Annotated in this window: 22 protein-coding genes and 1 pseudogene; 15 read left to right on the forward strand and 8 right to left on the reverse strand. The window is 71.8% G+C overall.

Features of this window, described 5'->3' with window-relative positions:
- Positions 1-19: 19 nt before the first annotated feature.
- Entirely contained in the window at positions 20-619 is a 600-nt protein-coding gene (locus tag IEZ25_RS15030) for a GNAT family N-acetyltransferase (protein WP_191200269.1), read from the reverse strand.
- A gap of 134 nt (positions 620-753) precedes the next feature.
- Between IEZ25_RS15030 and IEZ25_RS15035 the strand changes: the two genes are divergently transcribed.
- The gene (locus IEZ25_RS15035; RefSeq protein ID WP_318152257.1) at positions 754-1,455 is read left to right on the forward strand and encodes an aspartate/glutamate racemase family protein; all 702 of its coding nucleotides are present in this window, start codon (positions 754-756) and stop codon (positions 1,453-1,455) included.
- A 354-nt stretch (positions 1,456-1,809) separates the two neighbouring features.
- Here IEZ25_RS15035 and IEZ25_RS15040 read toward each other — a convergent pair whose 3' ends face one another.
- Both IEZ25_RS15040 and IEZ25_RS15045 read right to left on the reverse strand, forming a co-directional pair.
- Entirely contained in the window at positions 1,810-2,838 is a 1,029-nt protein-coding gene (locus IEZ25_RS15040) for a 1-aminocyclopropane-1-carboxylate deaminase (protein ID WP_191200270.1), read from the reverse strand.
- Positions 2,835-3,536: a GntR family transcriptional regulator gene (locus tag IEZ25_RS15045; RefSeq protein ID WP_191200271.1), complete on the reverse strand. Its 702-nt coding sequence runs from the start codon at positions 3,534-3,536 to the stop codon at positions 2,835-2,837. The genes IEZ25_RS15040 and IEZ25_RS15045 overlap by 4 nt, the downstream gene beginning before the upstream one ends.
- A 60-nt stretch (positions 3,537-3,596) precedes the next feature.
- On the opposite strand from IEZ25_RS15045, the gene IEZ25_RS15050 reads away from it, so the two are divergent.
- From IEZ25_RS15050 to IEZ25_RS15060, 4 genes and pseudogenes are all read left to right on the forward strand, one after another.
- Entirely contained in the window at positions 3,597-4,544 is a 948-nt protein-coding gene (locus IEZ25_RS15050) for a cation diffusion facilitator family transporter (RefSeq protein WP_191200272.1), read from the forward strand.
- A gap of 18 nt (positions 4,545-4,562) precedes the next feature.
- Positions 4,563-4,856, forward strand: a pseudogene (locus tag IEZ25_RS21545) (LLM class flavin-dependent oxidoreductase); the annotation flags it as partial.
- Between the two features lie 113 nt (positions 4,857-4,969).
- Positions 4,970-5,584: an LLM class flavin-dependent oxidoreductase gene (locus IEZ25_RS21550; protein ID WP_224749076.1), complete on the forward strand. Its 615-nt coding sequence runs from the start codon at positions 4,970-4,972 to the stop codon at positions 5,582-5,584.
- A gap of 29 nt (positions 5,585-5,613) precedes the next feature.
- A complete protein-coding gene (locus IEZ25_RS15060; RefSeq protein ID WP_191200273.1) occupies positions 5,614-6,264 on the forward strand; it encodes an NAD(P)-dependent oxidoreductase in 651 nt (216 codons plus the stop codon).
- A 10-nt stretch (positions 6,265-6,274) separates the two neighbouring features.
- On the opposite strand, the gene IEZ25_RS15065 is transcribed toward IEZ25_RS15060, so the two are convergent.
- Positions 6,275-6,952, reverse strand: a complete 678-nt coding sequence (locus IEZ25_RS15065; protein ID WP_191200274.1) for an HAD family hydrolase — start codon at positions 6,950-6,952, stop codon at positions 6,275-6,277.
- Positions 6,949-7,935, reverse strand: a complete 987-nt coding sequence (locus IEZ25_RS15070) for an LLM class F420-dependent oxidoreductase (protein WP_191200275.1) — start codon at positions 7,933-7,935, stop codon at positions 6,949-6,951. Before IEZ25_RS15070 ends, IEZ25_RS15065 begins: the two co-directional genes overlap by 4 nt.
- 105 nt (positions 7,936-8,040) lie before the next feature.
- Here IEZ25_RS15070 and IEZ25_RS15075 point away from each other — a divergent pair, with 105 nt between their 5' ends.
- From IEZ25_RS15075 to IEZ25_RS15085, 3 genes are read left to right on the forward strand one after another with little or no spacing between them, the layout of a single operon-like run.
- Positions 8,041-8,262: a hypothetical protein gene (locus IEZ25_RS15075; RefSeq protein WP_191200276.1), complete on the forward strand. Its 222-nt coding sequence runs from the start codon at positions 8,041-8,043 to the stop codon at positions 8,260-8,262.
- Between the two features lie 20 nt (positions 8,263-8,282).
- Positions 8,283-8,939 (forward strand): SDR family oxidoreductase, encoded by a 657-nt coding sequence (locus tag IEZ25_RS15080; RefSeq protein ID WP_191200277.1) that lies wholly within the window; start codon positions 8,283-8,285, stop codon positions 8,937-8,939.
- A 9-nt stretch (positions 8,940-8,948) separates the two neighbouring features.
- Positions 8,949-9,359, forward strand: coding sequence for a rhodanese-like domain-containing protein (locus IEZ25_RS15085; protein ID WP_318152258.1), 411 nt, complete (start codon positions 8,949-8,951; stop codon positions 9,357-9,359).
- A gap of 9 nt (positions 9,360-9,368) precedes the next feature.
- Here IEZ25_RS15085 and paaZ read toward each other — a convergent pair whose 3' ends face one another.
- Complete coding sequence (paaZ, locus tag IEZ25_RS15090) at positions 9,369-11,384, reverse strand: phenylacetic acid degradation bifunctional protein PaaZ (RefSeq protein ID WP_191200278.1); 2,016 nt, start codon at positions 11,382-11,384, stop codon at positions 9,369-9,371.
- 112 nt (positions 11,385-11,496) lie between these two features.
- On the opposite strand from paaZ, the gene paaA reads away from it, so the two are divergent.
- From paaA to paaI, 6 genes are all read left to right on the forward strand, one after another.
- The gene (gene paaA, locus IEZ25_RS15095) at positions 11,497-12,462 is read left to right on the forward strand and encodes a 1,2-phenylacetyl-CoA epoxidase subunit PaaA (RefSeq protein ID WP_191200279.1); all 966 of its coding nucleotides are present in this window, start codon (positions 11,497-11,499) and stop codon (positions 12,460-12,462) included.
- A complete protein-coding gene (gene paaB / locus IEZ25_RS15100; RefSeq protein ID WP_191200280.1) occupies positions 12,459-12,839 on the forward strand; it encodes a 1,2-phenylacetyl-CoA epoxidase subunit PaaB in 381 nt (126 codons plus the stop codon). The genes paaA and paaB overlap by 4 nt, the downstream gene beginning before the upstream one ends.
- Positions 12,840-12,932: 93 nt before the next feature.
- Positions 12,933-13,871: a 1,2-phenylacetyl-CoA epoxidase subunit PaaC gene (paaC, locus tag IEZ25_RS15105; protein WP_191200281.1), complete on the forward strand. Its 939-nt coding sequence runs from the start codon at positions 12,933-12,935 to the stop codon at positions 13,869-13,871.
- The gene (gene paaD / locus IEZ25_RS15110) at positions 13,868-14,383 is read left to right on the forward strand and encodes a 1,2-phenylacetyl-CoA epoxidase subunit PaaD (RefSeq protein WP_191200282.1); all 516 of its coding nucleotides are present in this window, start codon (positions 13,868-13,870) and stop codon (positions 14,381-14,383) included. Before paaC ends, paaD begins: the two co-directional genes overlap by 4 nt.
- Positions 14,384-14,387: 4 nt before the next feature.
- On the forward strand, positions 14,388-15,446 hold the full coding sequence (gene paaE / locus IEZ25_RS15115) for a 1,2-phenylacetyl-CoA epoxidase subunit PaaE (protein ID WP_191200283.1): 1,059 nt from the start codon (positions 14,388-14,390) through the stop codon (positions 15,444-15,446).
- Positions 15,439-15,855 carry a hydroxyphenylacetyl-CoA thioesterase PaaI gene (gene paaI, locus IEZ25_RS15120; RefSeq protein WP_191200284.1) on the forward strand — a complete coding sequence of 139 codons (417 nt, stop codon included), beginning with the start codon at positions 15,439-15,441 and terminating at the stop codon, positions 15,853-15,855. The genes paaE and paaI overlap by 8 nt, the downstream gene beginning before the upstream one ends.
- A 7-nt stretch (positions 15,856-15,862) precedes the next feature.
- Here the strand turns inward: paaI and IEZ25_RS15125 are convergent, their stop codons facing one another.
- Both IEZ25_RS15125 and IEZ25_RS15130 read right to left on the reverse strand, forming a co-directional pair.
- A complete protein-coding gene (locus tag IEZ25_RS15125; protein WP_191200285.1) occupies positions 15,863-16,843 on the reverse strand; it encodes a hypothetical protein in 981 nt (326 codons plus the stop codon).
- A 67-nt stretch (positions 16,844-16,910) separates the two neighbouring features.
- Complete coding sequence (locus IEZ25_RS15130; RefSeq protein ID WP_191200286.1) at positions 16,911-17,504, reverse strand: TetR/AcrR family transcriptional regulator; 594 nt, start codon at positions 17,502-17,504, stop codon at positions 16,911-16,913.
- Positions 17,505-17,546: 42 nt separating this feature from the next.
- On the opposite strand from IEZ25_RS15130, the gene paaK reads away from it, so the two are divergent.
- Positions 17,547-18,854, forward strand: a complete 1,308-nt coding sequence (gene paaK, locus IEZ25_RS15135; RefSeq protein ID WP_191200287.1) for a phenylacetate--CoA ligase PaaK — start codon at positions 17,547-17,549, stop codon at positions 18,852-18,854.
- Positions 18,855-18,998: the final 144 nt, after the last annotated feature.

Genomic DNA, 18,998 nt, shown 5'->3' on the forward strand with positions numbered 1-18,998 from the left:
GCGAGTCGGCGCGCAGGGATCAGGCGTCGCGGCGCATGACGACGCGCGGGAAGCCGGCCGAGGTCGCCTCGGTGCTGCTCGCGAGCTCGAAGCCGGCGTCCTCGAAGAGCTTGCGGGTGCCGACGTAGGCCATGGTGAGGTCGACCTTCTCGCCCCGGTTGTCGACGGGGTAGCCCTCGATGACCGGCGCCCCGCGCTGGACGGCGTACGCCACCGCGCCCTCGAGCAGGACGTGCGAGATGCCCCGACCGCGGTGACCGGGCCGCACCCGGATGCACCAGACCGACCACGCGTCCTGCTCGTCGACGTGCGGGATCTTCGTGGAGCGGGCGAAGGGGAGGTCGGCCCGCGGGGCGACCGCGGCCCACCCGACGACCTCGTCGCCGTCGTAGGCGAGCACACCGGGCTTGGTGCGCCTGCGGGTCAGTGCCTCCACGAAGTCGGCGCGCGCGGGACCGGCGAGCTCGCGGTTGTCCTTGGCCGGGATGCGGTGGCTCAGGCACCAGCACACGTTGGACGTCGGCTTCTTCGGGCCCACCATCGTGCGCACGTCGTCGAAGCGTGCCTGGGTCGCCGGGTGGACGGTGAGCCCGTCGGAGGAGGTGAGAGGCGCGGCCATGGGTCCACGCTAGAACGCTGGTCGCTCCCTCGCATGTCGAGCTGGTCGCCACCACGTCGCTCGCGGCGCACGATGCGCTGCTCGAGGACCGACCCGAGACGGACCTCTGCCCACGCGCTCGGTTGAATGGCGTCATGGGTGAGGCGATGCGCACGATCGGGCTGCTGGGCGGGATGAGCTGGGAGAGCTCGGCGCTCTACTACCAGGTCGTCAACGAGGCCGTCCGCGAGCGGCTGGGCGGCTACCACTCGGCGAAGGTGCTGATGTCGTCGGTCGACTTCGCCGAGGTGGAGGCCATGCAGGCCACCGGGGACTGGGACGCTGCGGGCGAGCTGCTCGCCGCCGAGGCGCGCGCCCTCGAGGCCGCCGGTGCCGACTGCCTGGTGCTCTGCACCAACACGATGCACAAGGTCGCAGGTGCCATCGAGGCGGCTGCATCGATCCCGCTGCTGCACATCGTCGACGTCACCGCGGCCGCGATCCACGACGCCGGCCTCTCCCGGGTGGCGCTGCTCGGCACCCGCTTCACCATGGAGCAGCCCTTCGTGCGCGAGCGGCTGGAGGCCCAAGGCATCGAGGTGCTCGTGCCGACCGGCGACGACCTCGAGCTGGTGCACCGGGTGATCTACGACGAGCTCGTCCACGGCGTCGTGCGCGACGGGTCGCGGTCGGCGTACGTCGACGTGGTGGCGCGCCTGGCGACCGCCGGCGCCGAGGGCGTGATCCTCGGCTGCACCGAGATCGAGCTGCTGATCGGCGCCGACGACGTCGAGGTGCCGGTCTTCGCCACGACCCGCCTGCACGCACTCGCCGCGGTGGACTTCGCGCTGGGCTGACCGCGCGCGGTCGGGCTGGTCCTGTGGTCTCTCGAACACGTGCTCCGAGGCGGCGGGCGGGCTGGACACGTGTCCGAGACGTCGCCCCCGGATGGGAGCTTCGCGGGCAACAAGGCGGACACGTGTCCGAGAGGTTGCCCCCGGCCCAGTCGAGGGCTGCGCTCCAGTCGTTGGTCATCGGCGCGACGCTGGCGCCACCACGTCCACACGTGTCCGAGGAATCGCCCTCGGAACGGCGGATCGAGGGCGACGTCACGGACACGTGTCCGCGACGTCGCCCGGGCACGCCAGCCGAGGGCGACCTCTCGGACACGTGTCCGGATCAGGTGACGGCGGACGGGGAGCCCCCGCCGCTCAGCCCTGGGCGGGCCAGAGGGAGTGGTAGGCGTTGATCGCCGGCTGCCCGCCGAGGTGGGCGTAGAGCACGTGGGAGTCGCGCGGGATCTCACCCTGGCCCACGAGGTCGATGAGGCCGGCGAGCGACTTCCCCTCGTAGACGGGGTCGGTGATCATCGCCTCGAGCTGCGCGCCGAGCGCCATCGCCTCCATCGTCGAGTCGACCGGGAGTCCGTAGAGCTCCCCGGCCCAGCCCTCGAGCACCGTGATCTCGTCGTCGCGCAGGTCGCGGCCGAGCTCGATCAGCTCGGCGGTGTGGCGGGCGATCCGGGCGACCTGGTCGCGGGTCTTCTCCAGCGTGGCGCTCGCGTCGATGCCGAGCACGCGACGGCGGACGCCGGTGAGGTCCTCCAGCGCGGCGAAGCCGGCGATCATGCCGGCGTGCGTCGAGCCGGTCACCGTGCAGACCACGATCGTGTCGAACGTGACGCCCAGCTCCTTCTCCTGCTCGGCGACCTCGAAGGCCCAGTTGGCGAACCCGAGCCCACCGAGGCGGTGCTCGCTCGCGCCGGCCGGGATGGCGTACGGCGTGCCGCCCGACTCCTCGACCTCACGGAGCGCGTCCTTCCACGAGTCGCGGATGCCGATGTCGAAGCCGGCCGGGTCGAGGCGGGAGTCGGCGCCCATCATCCGGCTGAGCAGGATGTTGCCGACCTGGGTGTTGGTGGGGTCGTCCCACGGCACCCACTTCTCCTGCACCAGGCGGCACTTGAGGCCGAGGTGCGCGGCGACCGCTGCGACCTGGCGCGTGTGGTTGGACTGGAAGCCGCCGATGGACACGAGCGTGTCGGCGCCGCTGGCGAGCACGTCGGGGACGATGTACTCCAGCTTGCGGACCTTGTTGCCGCCGTAGGCCAGGGGGCTGCTGACGTCCTCGCGCTTGGCCCAGACGGTGGCGCCACCGAGGTGCTGGGTCAGTCGCTTCAGCTCGTGGACGGGGGACGGGCCGAACGTGAGCGGGTAGCGCTCGAACTGGTCGAGGATCACGCGATCTCCTGCGGGGTGGTGGTGTCGGACTCGGGGGACTCGGGGGACTCGGGGATCAGCGCGGCGAGGTTCTGCCAGGTCTGGAAGGCCACCTCCGCGGCCGCGTCGGCGTCGCCGGCCGCACACGCGTCGACGAGCCGGTCGTGCAGGCCCACGGACTCGGCGCCGGCGTGGGAGGCGAAGCGGCGCCGCTCGAGGCGACGCACGACCGGGCTGAACTGGTCGAGCACGGTCGCGAGAGCCCGGTTGCCGGAGGCGTCGACGGCCACGGCGTGGAAGTCGTCGTCGGCGCTGAGGGCCGCAGCCGTGTCCCGGTCGTCGATCGCGGCGGCGAAGCGTTCGTTGGCCGTGCGCATCCGGTCGAGGTCGGCGGAGGTGAGTCTGGAGACGGCCTCGCCCACCGCGAGCCGGTGCATCGAGGCGACGACGGCGTGGGCGGCGCGCACCTCGCCCAGGTCGATCTCGGCGACGACGGTGGAACGACCGGGGGCCGCGCGGACCAGCCCAGTCTCCCCGAGTCGCAGCAGCGCCTCACGCACCGGCGTACGACTCACGCCGAGCCAGGTGGCTAGCTCGGTGTCGCGGACGACCTCACCCGGAGCCAGCGTGCCGTCGACGATCGCGTCGCGGAGTCGGTCGTGCACGGTGTCGCGCAGCAGTCCGGTGCGGATCGGTGCCGCGTCGAGAGGGATCGGCATGCAATATATTGCACACCGGAGACGGTCGCGCGTCAAGGGCCGGAGTGACAGGGTGGTGAGGTGCTCACCGTCCTCGTCGCGCTGGCCGCCAACACGATCCTCGCCATCCTCAAGAGCCTCGCCGCCGCGCTCACCGGCTCGGCGTCGATGGTGGCCGAGGCAGCGCACTCCTGGGCCGACGCCGGCAACGAGGTCTTCCTCGTCGTGGCCGAGCGCCGCTCGGAGAAGGCGCCCGACCGCACCCACCCGCTCGGCTACGGCCGGGAGGCCTACGTCTGGTCGATGATCGCGGCCTTCGGGCTCTTCGCCGTCGGGGCCGCGGTCTCGGTGATCCACGGGATCCAGTCGCTCGGCGCGGAGGAGCAGGAGGCCGACTACCTGTGGGCCTACCTCGTCCTCGGTGCCGCGTTCGTGCTCGAGGGCATCTCCTTCACCCAGGCCCGTCGGGAGGTGCGCCGCGGGGCGCTGACCGCGAAGGTCAGCCGGGCGACGTTCCTCGACCAGACCTCCAACCCCACGCTGCGCGGTGTCTTCTTCGAGGACGCCGCGGCGCTCGTCGGCATCGTGATCGCGGTGAGCGGTCTCGCCCTGCACCAGGCGACCGGTCAGCCGGTGTGGGACGCGATCGGCTCCATCCTCGTCGGGCTGCTGCTCGGCTGGGTCGCGATCTACCTGCTGCGCCGCAACATGGCCTTCCTCGTCGGCCAGATCGCCGACCCCCGCGCCTACGAGACCGTCATCGGCTGGCTGCGGGAGCGGCCCGAGGTGCAGAGCGTCAACAGCCTGCACCTGGAGTACGTCGGACCGGAGAAGATCTTCCTCGTCGGCTCGGTCGACCTCGTCGGCGACGACCCCGAGAGCCAGGCGGCCGAGGAGCTCCAGCGGCTCGAGGACCACCTCGAGGAACGCCCCGAGATCGCCCGGGCGGTGCTGTCGCTGGCGGCGCCCGGACGGCCGCCGGTCGAGGGGGCCGGGTTCAGCGGCGACCGCCGGGAACAAACGGAGTAGTTGAGCGTTGAACGAGTCATGAAGAAGATCGGGTTCCTGAACTTCGGCCACTGGACCGACTCGCCGCAGTCGGCGGTCCGCTCGGCCTCCGACACGTTGCTGCAGTCGATCGACCTCGCCGTCGCGGCCGAGGAGCTCGGCGCCGACGGGGCCTACTTCCGCGTGCACCACTTCGCGCGCCAGCTCGCCTCGCCGTTCCCCCTGCTCGCCGCCGTGGGCGCGCGCACGAGCCGGATCGAGATCGGCACCGGCGTGATCGACATGCGCTACGAGAACCCGCTCTACATGGCCGAGGACGCCGGCTCCGCCGACCTGATCTCCGGCGGCCGGCTCCAGCTCGGCATCAGCCGGGGATCACCGGAGCAGGTCGTCGACGGCTGGCGCTACTTCGGCTACGCCCCGGCCGAGGGGAGGACCAGGCCGACATGGCCCGTCGCCACACCGAGGTCTTCCTCCAGGTCCTCGAGGGCGAGGGCTTCGCCCAGCCCAACCCGCGACCGATGTTCCCGAACCCGCCGGGCCTGCTGCGCCCCGAGCCGCACTCGCCCGGGCTGCGCGATCGCATCTGGTGGGGCGCCGCGTCCGACGCGACCGCGCGCTGGACGGCCGAGAAGGGCATGCACCTGATGAGCTCGACGCTCAAGGCCGACGAGACCGGCGAGCCGTTCCACGTCCAGCAGCGCAAGCAGATCGAGATCTTCCGCGAGGCGTGGAAGGAGGCCGGCCACGAGGGCGAGCCACGCGTCTCGGTCAGCCGCTCGATCATGCCGATCACCACCGACCTCGACCGGATGTACTTCGGGCACGAGGGATCCAGCTCGGACCAGTTCGGCCAGATCGAGGCCAACCTGCGGGCCGTCTTCGGCAAGACGTACGCCGCCGAGCCGGACATCCTGGTCAAGGAGCTGGCCGACGACGAGGCGATCGCCGCCGCCGACACCCTGCTGCTCACGGTGCCCAACCAGCTCGGCGTGGACTACAACGCCCACCTCCTCGAGTCGCTGCTCACCGAGGTCGCACCCGACCTCGGCTGGCGCTGACCCACACCCATCCCGGAAGGAAGCACGTCATGGCACGCATCACTGTTCTCGGAGGCACCGGCTACGCCGGCGCCGCCCTCGTCGCCGAGGCCCACAAGCGGGGTCACGACGTGACCTCGGTGAGCCGCACCGCTCCGGAGACCCCGGTCGACGGCGTCGACCACGTCGTGGGCTCGGCCCTGGACACCGACGTGCTCGACCGCGTGCTCGCGGGACGCGACGTCGTGGTCAGCGCGCTCTCGCCGCGCGGCGACATGGCCGGCAGGCTCGAGGGCGTCGTGACCGACCTCGTCGCGCGCCTCGACGGCACGCCGACCCGCCTGGGGTTCATCGGGGGCGCCTCCTCGCTCCTGGTCGAGGAGGGCGGTCCCCGCCTGTGGGACGTGACCGAGGAGCACATGCCGGACGAGGTGAAGCCGGAGGTGCAGACCGGGCTCGACGTCCTCGCGCTGCTGCAGGAGAGCCCCGAGGGCCTCGACTTCTTCTACGTCAGCCCGCCGCAGGACTTCGGCTCGTGGCTCGGCACGGCCTCGAAGGGCGCGTACGTCCTCGGTGGCGACGTGCTCCTCAAGGACGCCGACGGCACGTCCACGATCTCGGCCGACGATCTCGCGATCGCGATCGTCGACGAGATCGAGCAGCCGCGGCACCGGCGGGGTCGCTTCACCGCGATCAGCTGATCGGCGAGACTCAGCCCGCTCGTGCCGCGACGTGGTCGAGCCAGGCCCCGGAGCACAGCCCGGCCACGGAGGCGCTGACCTTCACCGCCCCAGCCGTCTTGAGCTCCTCCTGCCCGAAGCCGCCGGTGCGCACCGCCAGGCACGGGAGGCCGGCACGGCGCGCGGACTCCACGTCGTAGACCGTGTCGCCGACGAGGACCGCCCGGTCGACGTCACCGAGCCGATCGAGCGTCAGCTGGAGCAGGTCGGGGGCGGGCTTGGAGGCGTCGACGTCGTCGGAGGTCAGCAGCACGTCGACGTGCTTGCCGATGCCGAGGAGCTCGATCGCCTCCCGCGCGAACTGCGGGTCGCCGGACGAGGCGATCGCGACCCTGCCGCCGTGGTCGCGCACCTCGGCCACCAGGTCGGCCGCGCCGGGCAGGGCGACGATCTCCTCGCGGAGGGGGAGGTACTCCTCGCGCCAGGCCTCTCGCAGCGCGTCACCGATCCGCTCCTCGGTCTCCTCGTCGGTGATGTGCGCGACGAGCTTGTCTCCGCCCATGCCGATCGCGCGATGGACCTCCCACATCGGCGGCGGCGTGCCGTGCCTGCTGAACGCGCGGAACCAGGCGACCGCGTGGTGGTAGGTCGAGTCGACGAGCGTGCCGTCGACGTCGAGCAGGACGGCCGTCCGGGACGGGTCGCTCACGGGGCGGCCGCGCGCAGCTTCTCGAGCAGCGGTCCGGCCGCCTCGGCGAGGAACCGGTCCTGGCCCTCGTCGCCGACCTGCACGAGCGCGACGTCGGTGAACCCGGCCCCCCAGTAGTCCGAGACGGCCTCGACGATCCTGTCGAGGTCGGGCCCGCAGGGGATCGAGTCCGCGACGTCCTCGGGGCGGACGAACTGGGTCGCGCCGGAGAACCCGGCGGGAGTCGGCAGGTCGGCGTTGACCGACCAGCCACCGGCGAACCAGCGGAACTGCTCGTGCGCTCGGGCGATCGCTGCGTCCTCGTCGGGGTCCCAGCAGATCGGGATCTGGCCGATGGCGCGGGCCCCGGAGCCGATCGAGGGCGCATCCTCGACGGCGTTCCACTGCTCGACGATCTCGGCCTTCGGCTCGACGGCGACGAGGTGGTCGGCCAGGGGCGCGAACCGCTCGATGCCGCGCTCGCCGGCGACCGCGACCCCGATGTCGACGCCCTCGTCGGGCAGGTCCCAGATGCGGGCGGAGTCCACCTGGAAGAACTCGCCGCGGTGGTCGACGAGCTCACCGGTGTGCAACGCGCGGATGACCTCGATCGCCTCGGCGAGCATGTCCTGCCGCTCGGCGATCGCGGGCCAGCCGGCGCCGACCACGTGCTCGTTGAGGTTCTCGCCGCTGCCGAGCCCGAGGATGAACCGCCCCTCGGCGAGCAGCTGCAGCGTCGCGGCCTTCTGCGCCACGACGGCCGGGTGGTAGCGCAGCGTCGGGCACGTCACGTAGGTCATCAGGTCGACGCGCTCGGTCGCCTGCGCGACCGCCCCGAGCGTCGTCCAGGCGTGCGGGGCATGGCCCTGCTCGGTGAGCCAGGGGGAGAAGTGGTCACTCATCACCTCGAAGTCGAAACCGGTCCGCTCGGCGGCGACGGCGTACGAGACCAGCTGCCGCGGGCCGCTCTGCTCGGTCATCAGGGTGTATCCGAATCGAGTCATGCCGCGACCGTAGCCAGCCGCCCGTGCACGTCCACCACCCGCGGAGGTGAGCCGCGCCGGCTGCCGTGGCTGCTTGTGTGGACCGACCACGACGAGAGGCGACCCATGGCACACGACGAGCACGACCGCGACGCGAACGACCACGAGGAGGAGCCCGAGGGCCAGGTCTCCGAGATGGCCGTCGCGGGCGATGAGCCGCAGGCCATCAGCGCCGAGGACTCGGTGGCCGGGCAGCCGGAGCAGGAGTCCGGGGACGTCCAGGAGGGCGCCCAGGGACCCAACGCCATCCCCGACGACCCCACCGGCGAGCACCCCCACACGACCTGAGCGTGCGGTACGAACGACCCATGAGCAGACCAGTCGTCGTGATCGTGGGTGCCGGGCCGGGTGTGAGCGGATCGGTGGCGAGGAAGTTCGCCGACGAGGGCTACGACGTCGCGCTGATGGGCCAGGACCAGGGCGTGCTCGACGACCTCGCAGCCGACGTCGAGGGGCGTGGTGCCGCGTGCGGTCACACGGTCGTCGACGTCACCGACGAGCCGGCCGCGCGCGCCGCCGTACGCCGCTTCGGCGAGCACGCTGGCCGGATCGACGTGCTCCACTTCAACCCGAGCGCCTTCCGGGAGAAGGATCCGCTGCAGCTGAGCGTCGACGAGCTGCTCGAGGACGTCCGGCTCGGTGTCGGCGCGCTGCTGACCGTCGTCCAGGCCGCGCGACCCTTCATGTCCGCGGGCGGGCGCGTGAGCGTCACCGGGAGCATGGCGGCCGACGAGCCGTGGGAGGGCGCCGCATCGCTCGGGGTGCAGAAGGCCGGCGTGCGCAACCTGGTGCACAGCCTCGACAAGACCCTGTCTCCCGACGGCATCCGCGCGGTCTCGGTGACCGTGCGCGGCGCCCTGGCGAAGGACGGCGCGTTCACGCCCGACGGGGTCGCCGAGGCGCTCTGGGCGGCGGTCGCGACCGACGAGGGCGACTGGCGCAGCGAGGTTCCCTACGCGGGCTAGGGTCGAACGGTGATCTCCCGCCCCCTGGTCGCCCTGTCGCTGACGGCACTGCTGGCTCTCGGCGCCAGCGCCTGCGGCTCCGACGGCGAGCCCGCGCCGGCGTCCTCGTCCGACTCGTCCGCGAGCGGTGCTGCACCGGTCTCGTCGAGCGACGCACTCGGACGCATCGCCGACGGGGCGACGGTGATCGACGTCAGGACCCCTGAGGAGTTCGCCGCCGGCCACCTCGACGGGGCGACCAATCTCGACGTGCAGGCCGACGACTTCGCCGATCGCCTCGGCGAGCTGCCTCGCGAAGACCCCTACGTGGTCTACTGCGCCACCGGTCGCCGCGCCACCGGTGCGGTCGAGCAGATGGAGGAGCTCGGCTTCACCGACGTCGTCAACGGCGGAGGCTACGCCGACCTCGCCGACGGCTGAGCCGCAGGCTCAGGCCTCCTTGGCCACCAGGGTCAGCACGTCGTAGGTCGCGACGGGCTCGTCGTCGCCGTTGGTGACGAGCGCGTCCCAGCGGACCTCTCCGTAGTCGGCGGAGGAGCGCGGGGTGATCTGCTTGACCGTGAGCGTCACGCGGATCGAGTCACCGGCCTTGACGGGGGTGAGGAAGCGCAGGTGGTCGACGCCGAAGTTGGCCAGCACCGGGCCGGGCGCGGGGTCGACGAAGAGCCCGGCGGCCATCGACACGATGAGGTAGCCGTGGGCGACGATGCCGCCGAAGAGCGGGTTCTGCGCGGCGGCCTCGGGATCGGTGTGGGCGTAGAAGGTGTCACCGGTGAAGTCGGCGAAGTGGTCGATGTCCTCGAGCGAGACGACCCGTGGCTCGGACGCGATGGTGTCGCCGACCTGGAGCGTCGCCAGAGAGTGGCGGAACGGGTGCTCCGGGGTGATCGTGCGCTGCGAGCCGCGCGTCCAGCGGCCGGTGATCGCGGTCAGCATGTCGGGGGAGGCCTGGATCGCCGAGCGCTGCATGTGGTGGAGCACGCCGCGCACGCCGCCGAGCTCCTCGCCGCCGCCGGCGCGACCGGGTCCGCCGTGCACCAGCATCGGCAGGGGCGAGCCGTGGCCGGTCGACTCCGGCGCGTCGTCGCGGTCGAGGACCAGGATGCGTCCGTGCCACGGGGCGAGGCCGAGCACGAGCGTGCGAGCGACGGCCGGGTCGTGGGTGACCACCGAGCCGACGAGCGAGCCCTTGCCGCGGGCGGCCAGGGTGACGGCCTCGTCGAGGGTGTCGTACGACATCACGGTCGACACCGGGCCGAAGGGCTCCACGTCGTGCGGCTCGACCGCGCCGGCGCGGGCCCTCAGCAGCACCGGGGTCATGAACGCACCTCGGTCCGAGGCGTCCACCGAGGTCTCGTCGAGGACCACCTCGCACGACGAGCGCAGCGCCTCGACGGCCTTGCGGACCTCCTCGCGCTGACCGAGGGAGGCGAGCGGACCCATCCGGGTCGACTCGTCGCCGGGATCCCCGACGGTGATCGCCGCGAGCCTGGTGGCGATCGCATCGGTCATCTCGTCGGCGACGGCCGACGGCACGATGACGCGGCGGATGGCCGTGCACTTCTGGCCCGCCTTGGCCGTCATCTCGGTGACGACGCCCCTGACGAAGAGGTCCCACTCCGGGTCGCTCGAGGTGACGTCGGGACCGAGCACGGAGCAGTTGAGCGAGTCGGCCTCGACCTGGAGCTGCACGCCGCCGTGGAGCACCGACGGGTGCTGACGCAGGATGCCGGCGGTGTGGGCCGATCCGGTGAACGCCACCGAGTCCTGCACGCCGAGGTGGTCGAGGAGGTCGCCCGCCGAGCCGGACAGCAGCTGCAGCGAGCCCTCGGGCAGGATCCCCGACTCGATGATCCGCCGCACCACGAGCTCGGTCAGGTACGCCGTCTGGCTGGCGGGCTTCACGAGGGAGGGGAGTCCGGCGATGAAGGCCGGCGCGAGCTTCTCGAGCATGCCCCACACCGGGAAGTTGAAGGCGTTGACCTGCACCGCGACACCCGGGCGCGAGGTGTAGACGTGCTGGCCCAGGAAGACGCCGGTGCGGCCGAGCTGCTCGAGGTCGCCGTCGCACACCACCGTGTCGTTGGGCAGCTCGCGGCGACCCTTCGACGAGAAGCTGAACATCGTGCCGAAGCCACCGTCGATGTCGATCATCGAGTCACGGCGCGTCGCGCCGGTCGCCAGGGACAGCTCGTAGAGCTCGTCCTTGAGCCCGGTGAGGTGGGTGGCCAGCTCCTTGAGCAGGAGGGCGCGCTCGTGGAAGGTCAGCTCGCGGATCGCCGGGCCGCCGACCGACCGGGCGTGGTGGGCCATCGCCCCGAGGTCCAGACCGGCGCTCGAGATGCGCGCGACCTCCTCGCCCGTGCCTGCGTCGAGGAGCGGGTGGCCCTCGGCGGGGGCGGCGTACCAGCGGCCTGCGGCATAGCTCTCGAGCAGTCGGCTCACGGTGTTCCTCCACTGGTCGCACGGGCGGATTGCGTGTCAGGGTGACTGGTGACACACTAATACCAGACCGATCGGTCAGTAAATCGCTCAGCCCATTCGTTCGGAGGCCCTGATGACGCTGACGGAGACCGCGCCGGACCGCGAGTCCGACGAGGCGCTGGAGCGCCGGTTCGAGGCGACGATCGCCCGCAACGACCGGATCGAGCCGCGCGACTGGATGCCCGAGGGCTACCGGAGGACGTTGGTGCGCCAGATCGCCCAGCACGCGCACAGCGAGATCATCGGCATGCAGCCCGAGGGCAACTGGATCGCGCGCGCGCCGAGCCTGCGCCGCAAGGCGATCCTGCTGGCCAAGGTGCAGGACGAGGCCGGGCACGGGCTCTACCTCTACTCCGCGGCCGAGACCCTCGGCGTCTCCCGGCTCGAGCTCACCGAGCTGCTGCTCGCGGGCAAGCAGAAGTACTCCTCGATCTTCAACTACCCCACGTTGTCCTACGCCGACGTCGGCACCATCGGGTGGCTGGTCGACGGTGCCGCGATCTGCAACCAGGTCCCGCTGTGCCGCACGTCCTACGGCCCCTACGGCCGCGCGATGATCCGTGTCTGCAAGGAGGAGTCCTTCCACCAGCGCCAGGGCTACGAGCTGCTCACCACGATGATGCGCGGCACCGACGAGCAGCGCGCGATGGTGCAGGAGTCGGTCGACCGGTTCTGGTGGCCGGCGCTGATGATGTTCGGCCCGCCCGACGCCGACTCGCCCAACACCGCGCAGTCGATGGCGTGGGGCATCAAGCGCAACACCAACGACGAGCTGCGTCAGAAGTTCGTCGACATGTCGGTCCCACAGGCGAAGGCGCTCGGCGTGACCCTGCCCGACCCGGAGCTCGTCTGGAACGAGGAGCGCGGCCACCACGACTTCGGCCAGCCCGACTGGGAGGAGTTCATGGAGGGTGTGAGGGGCAACGGCCCCTGCAACGCGCAGCGGATGGAGCACCGCCGACGCGCCCACGAGGACGGCGCGTGGGTGAGGGAGGCAGCGATGGCGTACGCCTCCCGCCAGGACGGAGCCACCGCATGAGCGACGAGCCGACCGGCCGCGGGTTCACCGCCGAGGGCGGGCACGGCGCCGTCCCGCTCGAGGGCGTGGCCAGCGGTGTCGGGATCGCACCCGTCGAGCGGGAGTGGCCCCTCTACGAGGTCTTCGTGCGCGGCAAGCGCGGGCTCAACCACGTCCACGTCGGCTCGCTGCACGCCGCAGACGACCGGATGGCGCTGCTGCACGCGCGCGACGTCTACACCCGGCGCAACGAGGGCGTGAGCATCTGGGTCGTCCGCGCCGACGCGATCACCGCGTCGAGCCCCGACGAGAAGGACCCGATGTTCGCCCCGAGCGGCGACAAGGTCTACCGCCACCCGACCTTCTACGACATCCCCGCCGACGTCCCCCACATGTGAGAGCACCCCACGACGTTCTTCTTCCCCCGCTGCGCTCCTCCAGAACAACGCCGCGGGGACCCCGTTCCCTCCGACAATCACCGGACAGGGCTGATGACTGACCACATCCAGACACCTGCAGAGGACGAGCACGACAGCGCCTACGCCGGCCTGCTCGTCAACGACGCCCACTGGGCCTTCGGGACCGACTTCGAGGACCCCCTCGCGGGCGTCGACACCACGATCCCCGAGGGCGTCGACGGCCCCACGCTCGCGGTGTACGCGCTGATGCTGGGCGACGACGCGCTCGTCATGTCCCACCGGGTCTCGGAGTGGACCAGCCGCGCGCCCGACCTCGAGGACGACATCGCGCTGTCCAACATCTCCCTCGACCTGCTCGGCCAGGCGCGGCTCCTGCTCGCCCGCGCGGCCAAGGCCGACGGGTCGGTCGTGCCGGTGCTGCCTGAGGGCTCGCCCGCACCGCCGGAGGACGCACTGGCCTACTTCCGCGAGTCCCACGCCTTCCGCAACGTCCGTCTCGCCGAGCTCGACAACGGTGACTTCGCCGAGGCGACCGTGCGGGTGCTGCTCTTCTCGGTCTGGCGGCTCGCGATCTGGGAGCGGCTGCGCGAGAGCCGCGACCACGTGCTCGCCGCCGTCGCCACCAAGGGCGTCAAGGAGCTCGCCTACCACCGCGACTACGCCGCCCGCTGGTTCGTCACGCTCGCGCGCGGCACCGACGAGTCCCGTGCCCGGCTCGTCGCCGCGCTCGACCTCTTGTGGCCACTGTGGCCCGAGCTGTTCGACACCCACCCGGTCGAGGCCGCCGCCGCTGCGTCCGGTGTCGGCGTCGACCCGGCGGGCGTCCGCGAGGCCGCGGAGGCGGTGCTCGACCAGGTGCTGGCCGCCGCCGACGTGCCGCGCTCGGAGGCGCCGCGCCGCGCCGGGGTGCTCGGCCGCACCGGCCGCGACGGCACGCACGGCGAGCCGCTGGGCCGGATGCTCGCGGAGATGCAGTCCGTCGCCCGCGCCCACCCGAGGGGGCAGTGGTGAGGTTGCTGAGCCGTACGACGTTGAAGCAGGCCAGGGCCGCCGCCGGGCGGGTCACCGACCCCGAGCTGCCGATGCTGACCCTCGCCGACCTCGGCGTGCTCCGCGACGTCGACGTGGTGGGCGACTCGCACGTGGTCGTCGACATCACCCCGACCTATTCCGGATGCCCGGCGATGGCCGCGATGCGCGACGACCTCGTCCGCGAGCTCTCAGGTGCCGGGTTCGACCGCGTCGAGGTGCGGGTCAGCCTCGATCCGCCCTGGACGACCGACTGGATCACGGCGGAGGGTCGGGCCGCGCTGGCCGAGGCCGGCATCTCGCCGCCCGGACCCGCGCCGTCGAGCGACGGACCGATCCCGCTCACGCTGCAGCCGATGGCCCGACAGGTGCGGTGCCCGCAGTGCGACTCGCCCGCCACCGAGCTCGTCTCGGAGTTCGGCTCGACGGCCTGCAAGGCGCAGTACCGCTGCACCTCGTGCCTCGAGCCCTTCGACCACGTGAAGGAGATCTGACCCCGTGGCCGCCCCCACCTTCCACCGGCTCACCGTGCGCGACGTCGAGCCGCTCACCGACGACGCCGCCGCCGTCACGTTCGACGTGCCCGACGACCTGCGCGAGCTGTTCGCCTTCGAGCCGGGGGAGTCGCTCACCCTGCGCCGCGTCGTCGACGGTGTCGAGCACCGCCGCACCTACTCCATCTGCGCGCCGGCCGGTGCCGCGCCCCGCATCGGCGTGCGCGAGATCCCCGGTGGCCTGTTCTCCTCCTGGTTGATCCACCAGGTGCACCCGGGCGAGGCAGTCGAGGTCGCCGAGCCGTCGGGCAGCTTCCGTGCCGACCCGGCGATGGCCGGGCGCCATCTCTGCATCGCGGCCGGCTCCGGCATCACGCCGATGCTCTCGATCGCCGCCTCCGTCCTGGCCAACCCGGCGAGCTCGGTGACGATGCTCTACGGCAACCGCGAGACGACGTCGGTGATGTTCGCCGAGGAGCTCAGCGACCTCAAGAACCTCCACGGCCCGCGCTTCGACCTCGTCCACGTGCTCTCCCGCGAGCCGCGCGACGTCGAGCTCTTCTCCGGCCGGCTCGACGCGGACCGGCTGCGCCGACTGCTGCCGATCAAGGTGCCGCTGGCGGCCCTCGACCACGTGTGGCTGTGTGGTCCGCTCGGGCTGATCCAGGACTCCCGCACCGTGCTCGAGGAGCTCGGCGTGCCAGGCGAGAAGGTGCACTTCGAGCTGTTCTTCGTCGACGAGCCGCCGCCCACGTTGCGTCACGCCGACCGCGTCGTCGACGGAGTGACCAGCGACGTCACCGTCGTGCTCGACGGACGTACGACGACCACCCCGATGCCGCGCGACACGACGTTGCTCGACTCCGCCCAGGCCGTGCGCAGCGACCTGCCCTTCGCCTGCAAGGGCGGCGTGTGCGGCACCTGCCGGGCGAAGGTCACCGGTGGCGAGGTGGAGATGGTGCGCAACTACGCCCTCGAGCCCGCCGAGGTCGAGCAGCAGTTCGTGCTGACCTGCCAGACCTATCCCGTGAGCGACGACGTCACGGTCGACTTCGATGCCTGAGGCCGACCACCCCGAGGCTCGTGCGATGTGGGCCGCCGACGCCGCCAGCGCCATGCTCGGGATGCAGGTCGACTTCCTCGGTCCCGGCCGCGCGCGGGTGTCGATGCTCGTGCGGCCCGACATGGTCAACGGTCACGACCTCTGTCACGGCGGGTTGATCGCGAGCCTGGGCGACTCGGCGTTCGCGCTGGCCTGCAACTCCCACGGGCCGGTCACCGTCGCCGCCGGCTTCGGGGTCGACTTCCTGGTGCCGGGGCGGCTCGGCCAGACCCTCCACGCCGACGCCCGTGAGGTGTCGCGCCGTGGGCGGTCCGGGATCTACGACGTCACGGTCCGCGCCGACGACCCCGAGGCAGGCGAGGTCGTCGCCGAGTTCCGCGGTCGCAGCCGGACGATCACGTCGCGCTGACGCGGAGCTAGCGCTTCAACCGGATGGTCGCGCTGGTCCCGGCCATGCCGTGCTGGCGGGGCACCACCACGCGGTACCTCCCACGCGTTAGCGTGACGGTCATCCGGTCCTTCGGCCCCAGCGTCTGGGTGTAGCTGACCGGGCGCCACGACCTGCCACGCTTGCGCTGGATGGTCAGGCGGTAGTTCGACGGGTTGAGGTTCGGGTCGACGTCGATGCGCAGCCGCGACTTCTTCAGGGCCTTCAGCGTGACGGTGATGCGCGGTTCTGCCGGGGGCGGCGGTGGTGGTGACGGCGGGGCCGGCGGCGGCGGAGGTGCCGGCGCGACGACGGTGAACGCGTACGCCGCTGGGCTCGGATCGACGGTGCCGGCGGCATTCGTCGCGACGACCTCGAACGTGTGCGCGCCGACCGCGACGGTGTGGGCAGCGGGGCTGGTGCAGGGCTCCCACGCAGCCTGGTCGAGACGGCACCGGAACGTGCTCGGCTCGTCGGCGCGGAAGGCGAAGGCCACCGAGGTGTCGGTGCCCTCGACCGGTGGGCCCGCGGTGATCGCCGTCTCCGGTGGGACGTCGGCGATCGTGACGACTCCCTGGGGGAGGTCCACTGTCTGCGTCGGTCCGAGGAAGTAGACGTAGACGGCTTGGGGCCCGTGCTGCGAGACGGCCACCGTCCGGTCGATCCCCTGGTTCGGGCCGACCCCGTACACGTCCGCCACGTCCTGCCGGGGTTGATCAGTCGACCCGACCACGTACCCGGGCGCACCGGATCCGGCCGGCCCGCCCACATACACGTGGACTGCCAGCGGGCTGCTGGGTGCGGCGTCGTCGAAGGCCCATCCGGCGAGCCGGAGCGTCCCAGGTCTCTCCGAGCGCACCAGGTCGACCGCGGCGTGGACCGTGCCGGCGTGCGCCGGGGGCGCCACGAGGGCCAACATCCCTGTCGCGACGACGAGCGCCAGTCCCGGGGGCAGGCACGAGCGCAACATGGCGTGGAAGCGTCGCACCTTCGTCCCCCGACGATCGCTGGTGGTGGTCGGGGAAAACCTAGACGAGTCAGCGGTGTCGCGAAAGCCCGTCGAAGGCCAGCGTGGTGACCGCGTCGGCGAGCACGTCCGCGTCGCCCTCGTCGCGCAGCCACTCGGTCAGCGAGTTGACCATGCCGAAGATCAGCCGGCTGATCAGGTGTGGGTCGATGTCGTCGCGGATCGCGCCGGCCCCGGCGGCCTCCTGGACCATCTCGGCGAGACGCTGGTCGATGTCGCGCCGGCGGGCGAGGGCGTCCTGCTCGGTCGGGGTGTTGCCCCGCACACGCAGCAGCAACGTCACTGCGGGCAGGTGCTGGGCCAGCACCACGACGCTGGAGCGGACGGCCTCGCGCAGCCGCTCATCGGGGGAGTACGACGCCTCGGCGCGCACCGCGTCGAGGGCGGACGAGAGCTCCCCGAGGGCTTCGTCGAGCGCCCGCTCGAGCAAGTGCTCCTTGCTGGGGACGTGGTGGTAGATCGCCGACTTCGTCAGCCCCAGCTCGCGGGCGAGGTCACCGACGCTGGTGGCGTCGTAGCCTTGCTTGTTGAAGAGCTCGATGGCGACGCGGAGCACCGATGCCTGGTCGTGGCCCGGCCGGCCCCGGCGTGCGCGTTCTGCCATGGCTGAACGTTCTCACGACTGACCTCGGACCCGGAGGACCACGTGCACGACCTCGCTCCCCAGCCCGGTGACCTCGACCCCATCGAGACGGCGCCCGTCGAGGAGCTGCGCGCGCTCCAGCTCGAGCGGCTCCGGTGGTCGGTGCGCCACGCCCACGACCACGTCGCGCACTACCGGCAGGCCTTCGACGAGGCCGGGGTGGGCCCGGACGACATCGAGACGCTGGCCGACCTCGCCCGACTCCCGTTCACGACCAAGGCGACGCTGCGAGACCACTACCCGTTCGGCATGTTCGCGGTGCCTCGCGAGGACGTCGTACGCCTCCACGCCTCCAGTGGCACGACCGGCAAGCCGACCGTGGTCGGCTACACCCGCGACGACCTCGACATGTGGGCCGACGTCGTCGCCCGCTCGATCCGCGCGGCCGGCGGCCGGAAGGGAATGGTGCTGCACAACGCCTACGGCTACGGCCTCTTCACCGGTGGCCTCGGCGCGCATGCCGGTGCCGAGCGTCTCGGGTGCACCGTCGTACCGGTCTCCGGCGGCATGACGCAGCGCCAGGTCCAGCTGATCCTCGACTTCGAGCCCGACGTGATCATGGTGACGCCGTCCTACATGCTCTCGATCATCGACGAGCTCGAGGCGCAGGGCGTCGACCCGCGCTCCACCTCTCTCAAGGTCGGCATCTTCGGGGCCGAGCCGTGGACCAACGACATGCGCCGCGAGATGGAGGAGCGCACCGACATGCACGCGGTCGACATCTACGGCTTGTCCGAGGTGATCGGCCCCGGCGTCGCGAGCGAGTGCGTGGAGACCAAGGACGGCCTGCACGTGTGGGAGGACCACTTCTATCCGGAGGTGATCGACCCGGTGACCGGTGAGGTGCTGCCCGACGGCGAGGAGGGCGAGCTGGTCCTCACCACCCTCACCAAGCAGGCGATGCCGGTCATCCGCTACCGCACCCGCGACCTGACCCGGTTGCTGCCCGGCACCGCGCGGACGATGCGGCGGATGGAGAAGATCACCGGTCGCACCGACGACATGATCATCCTGCGCGGGGTCAACCTGTTCCCGACCCAGATCGAGGAGGTCGTCCTCGCCATCCCGGCCCTCTCGCCCCACTTCCAGTGCCACCTCGACCGCAGCGGCAACCTCGACACCCTCACCGTGCGCGTGGAGCAGCGCGAGCACACGACGCCGGCCGAGGCCGCCGCGGCGCAGGCGGAGCTCGGTCAGCGGATCAAGGACTCGATCGGGGTCAGCGTCGCCGTCGAGGTCGTCGACGTGGCGTCCATCGAGCGCTCGGTCGGCAAGATGCGTCGCATCGTCGACCACCGCCCGCCACGCTGATCCGGGGTTGTTTACCGGCGGACGGCGCCCGGGGGCTACAGTGGTCGCAGCGTCCCGACGCCGTGCCGCCGCTGATCCCCCCGATCCACCGGCCACGACCCAGACGCCCGCTCCACACCTGACGCCGCGGCGTGCAGGTCAGGG

This window comes from Nocardioides hwasunensis, from assembly GCF_014779665.1.
Lineage (GTDB): Bacteria > Actinomycetota > Actinomycetes > Propionibacteriales > Nocardioidaceae > Nocardioides > Nocardioides hwasunensis.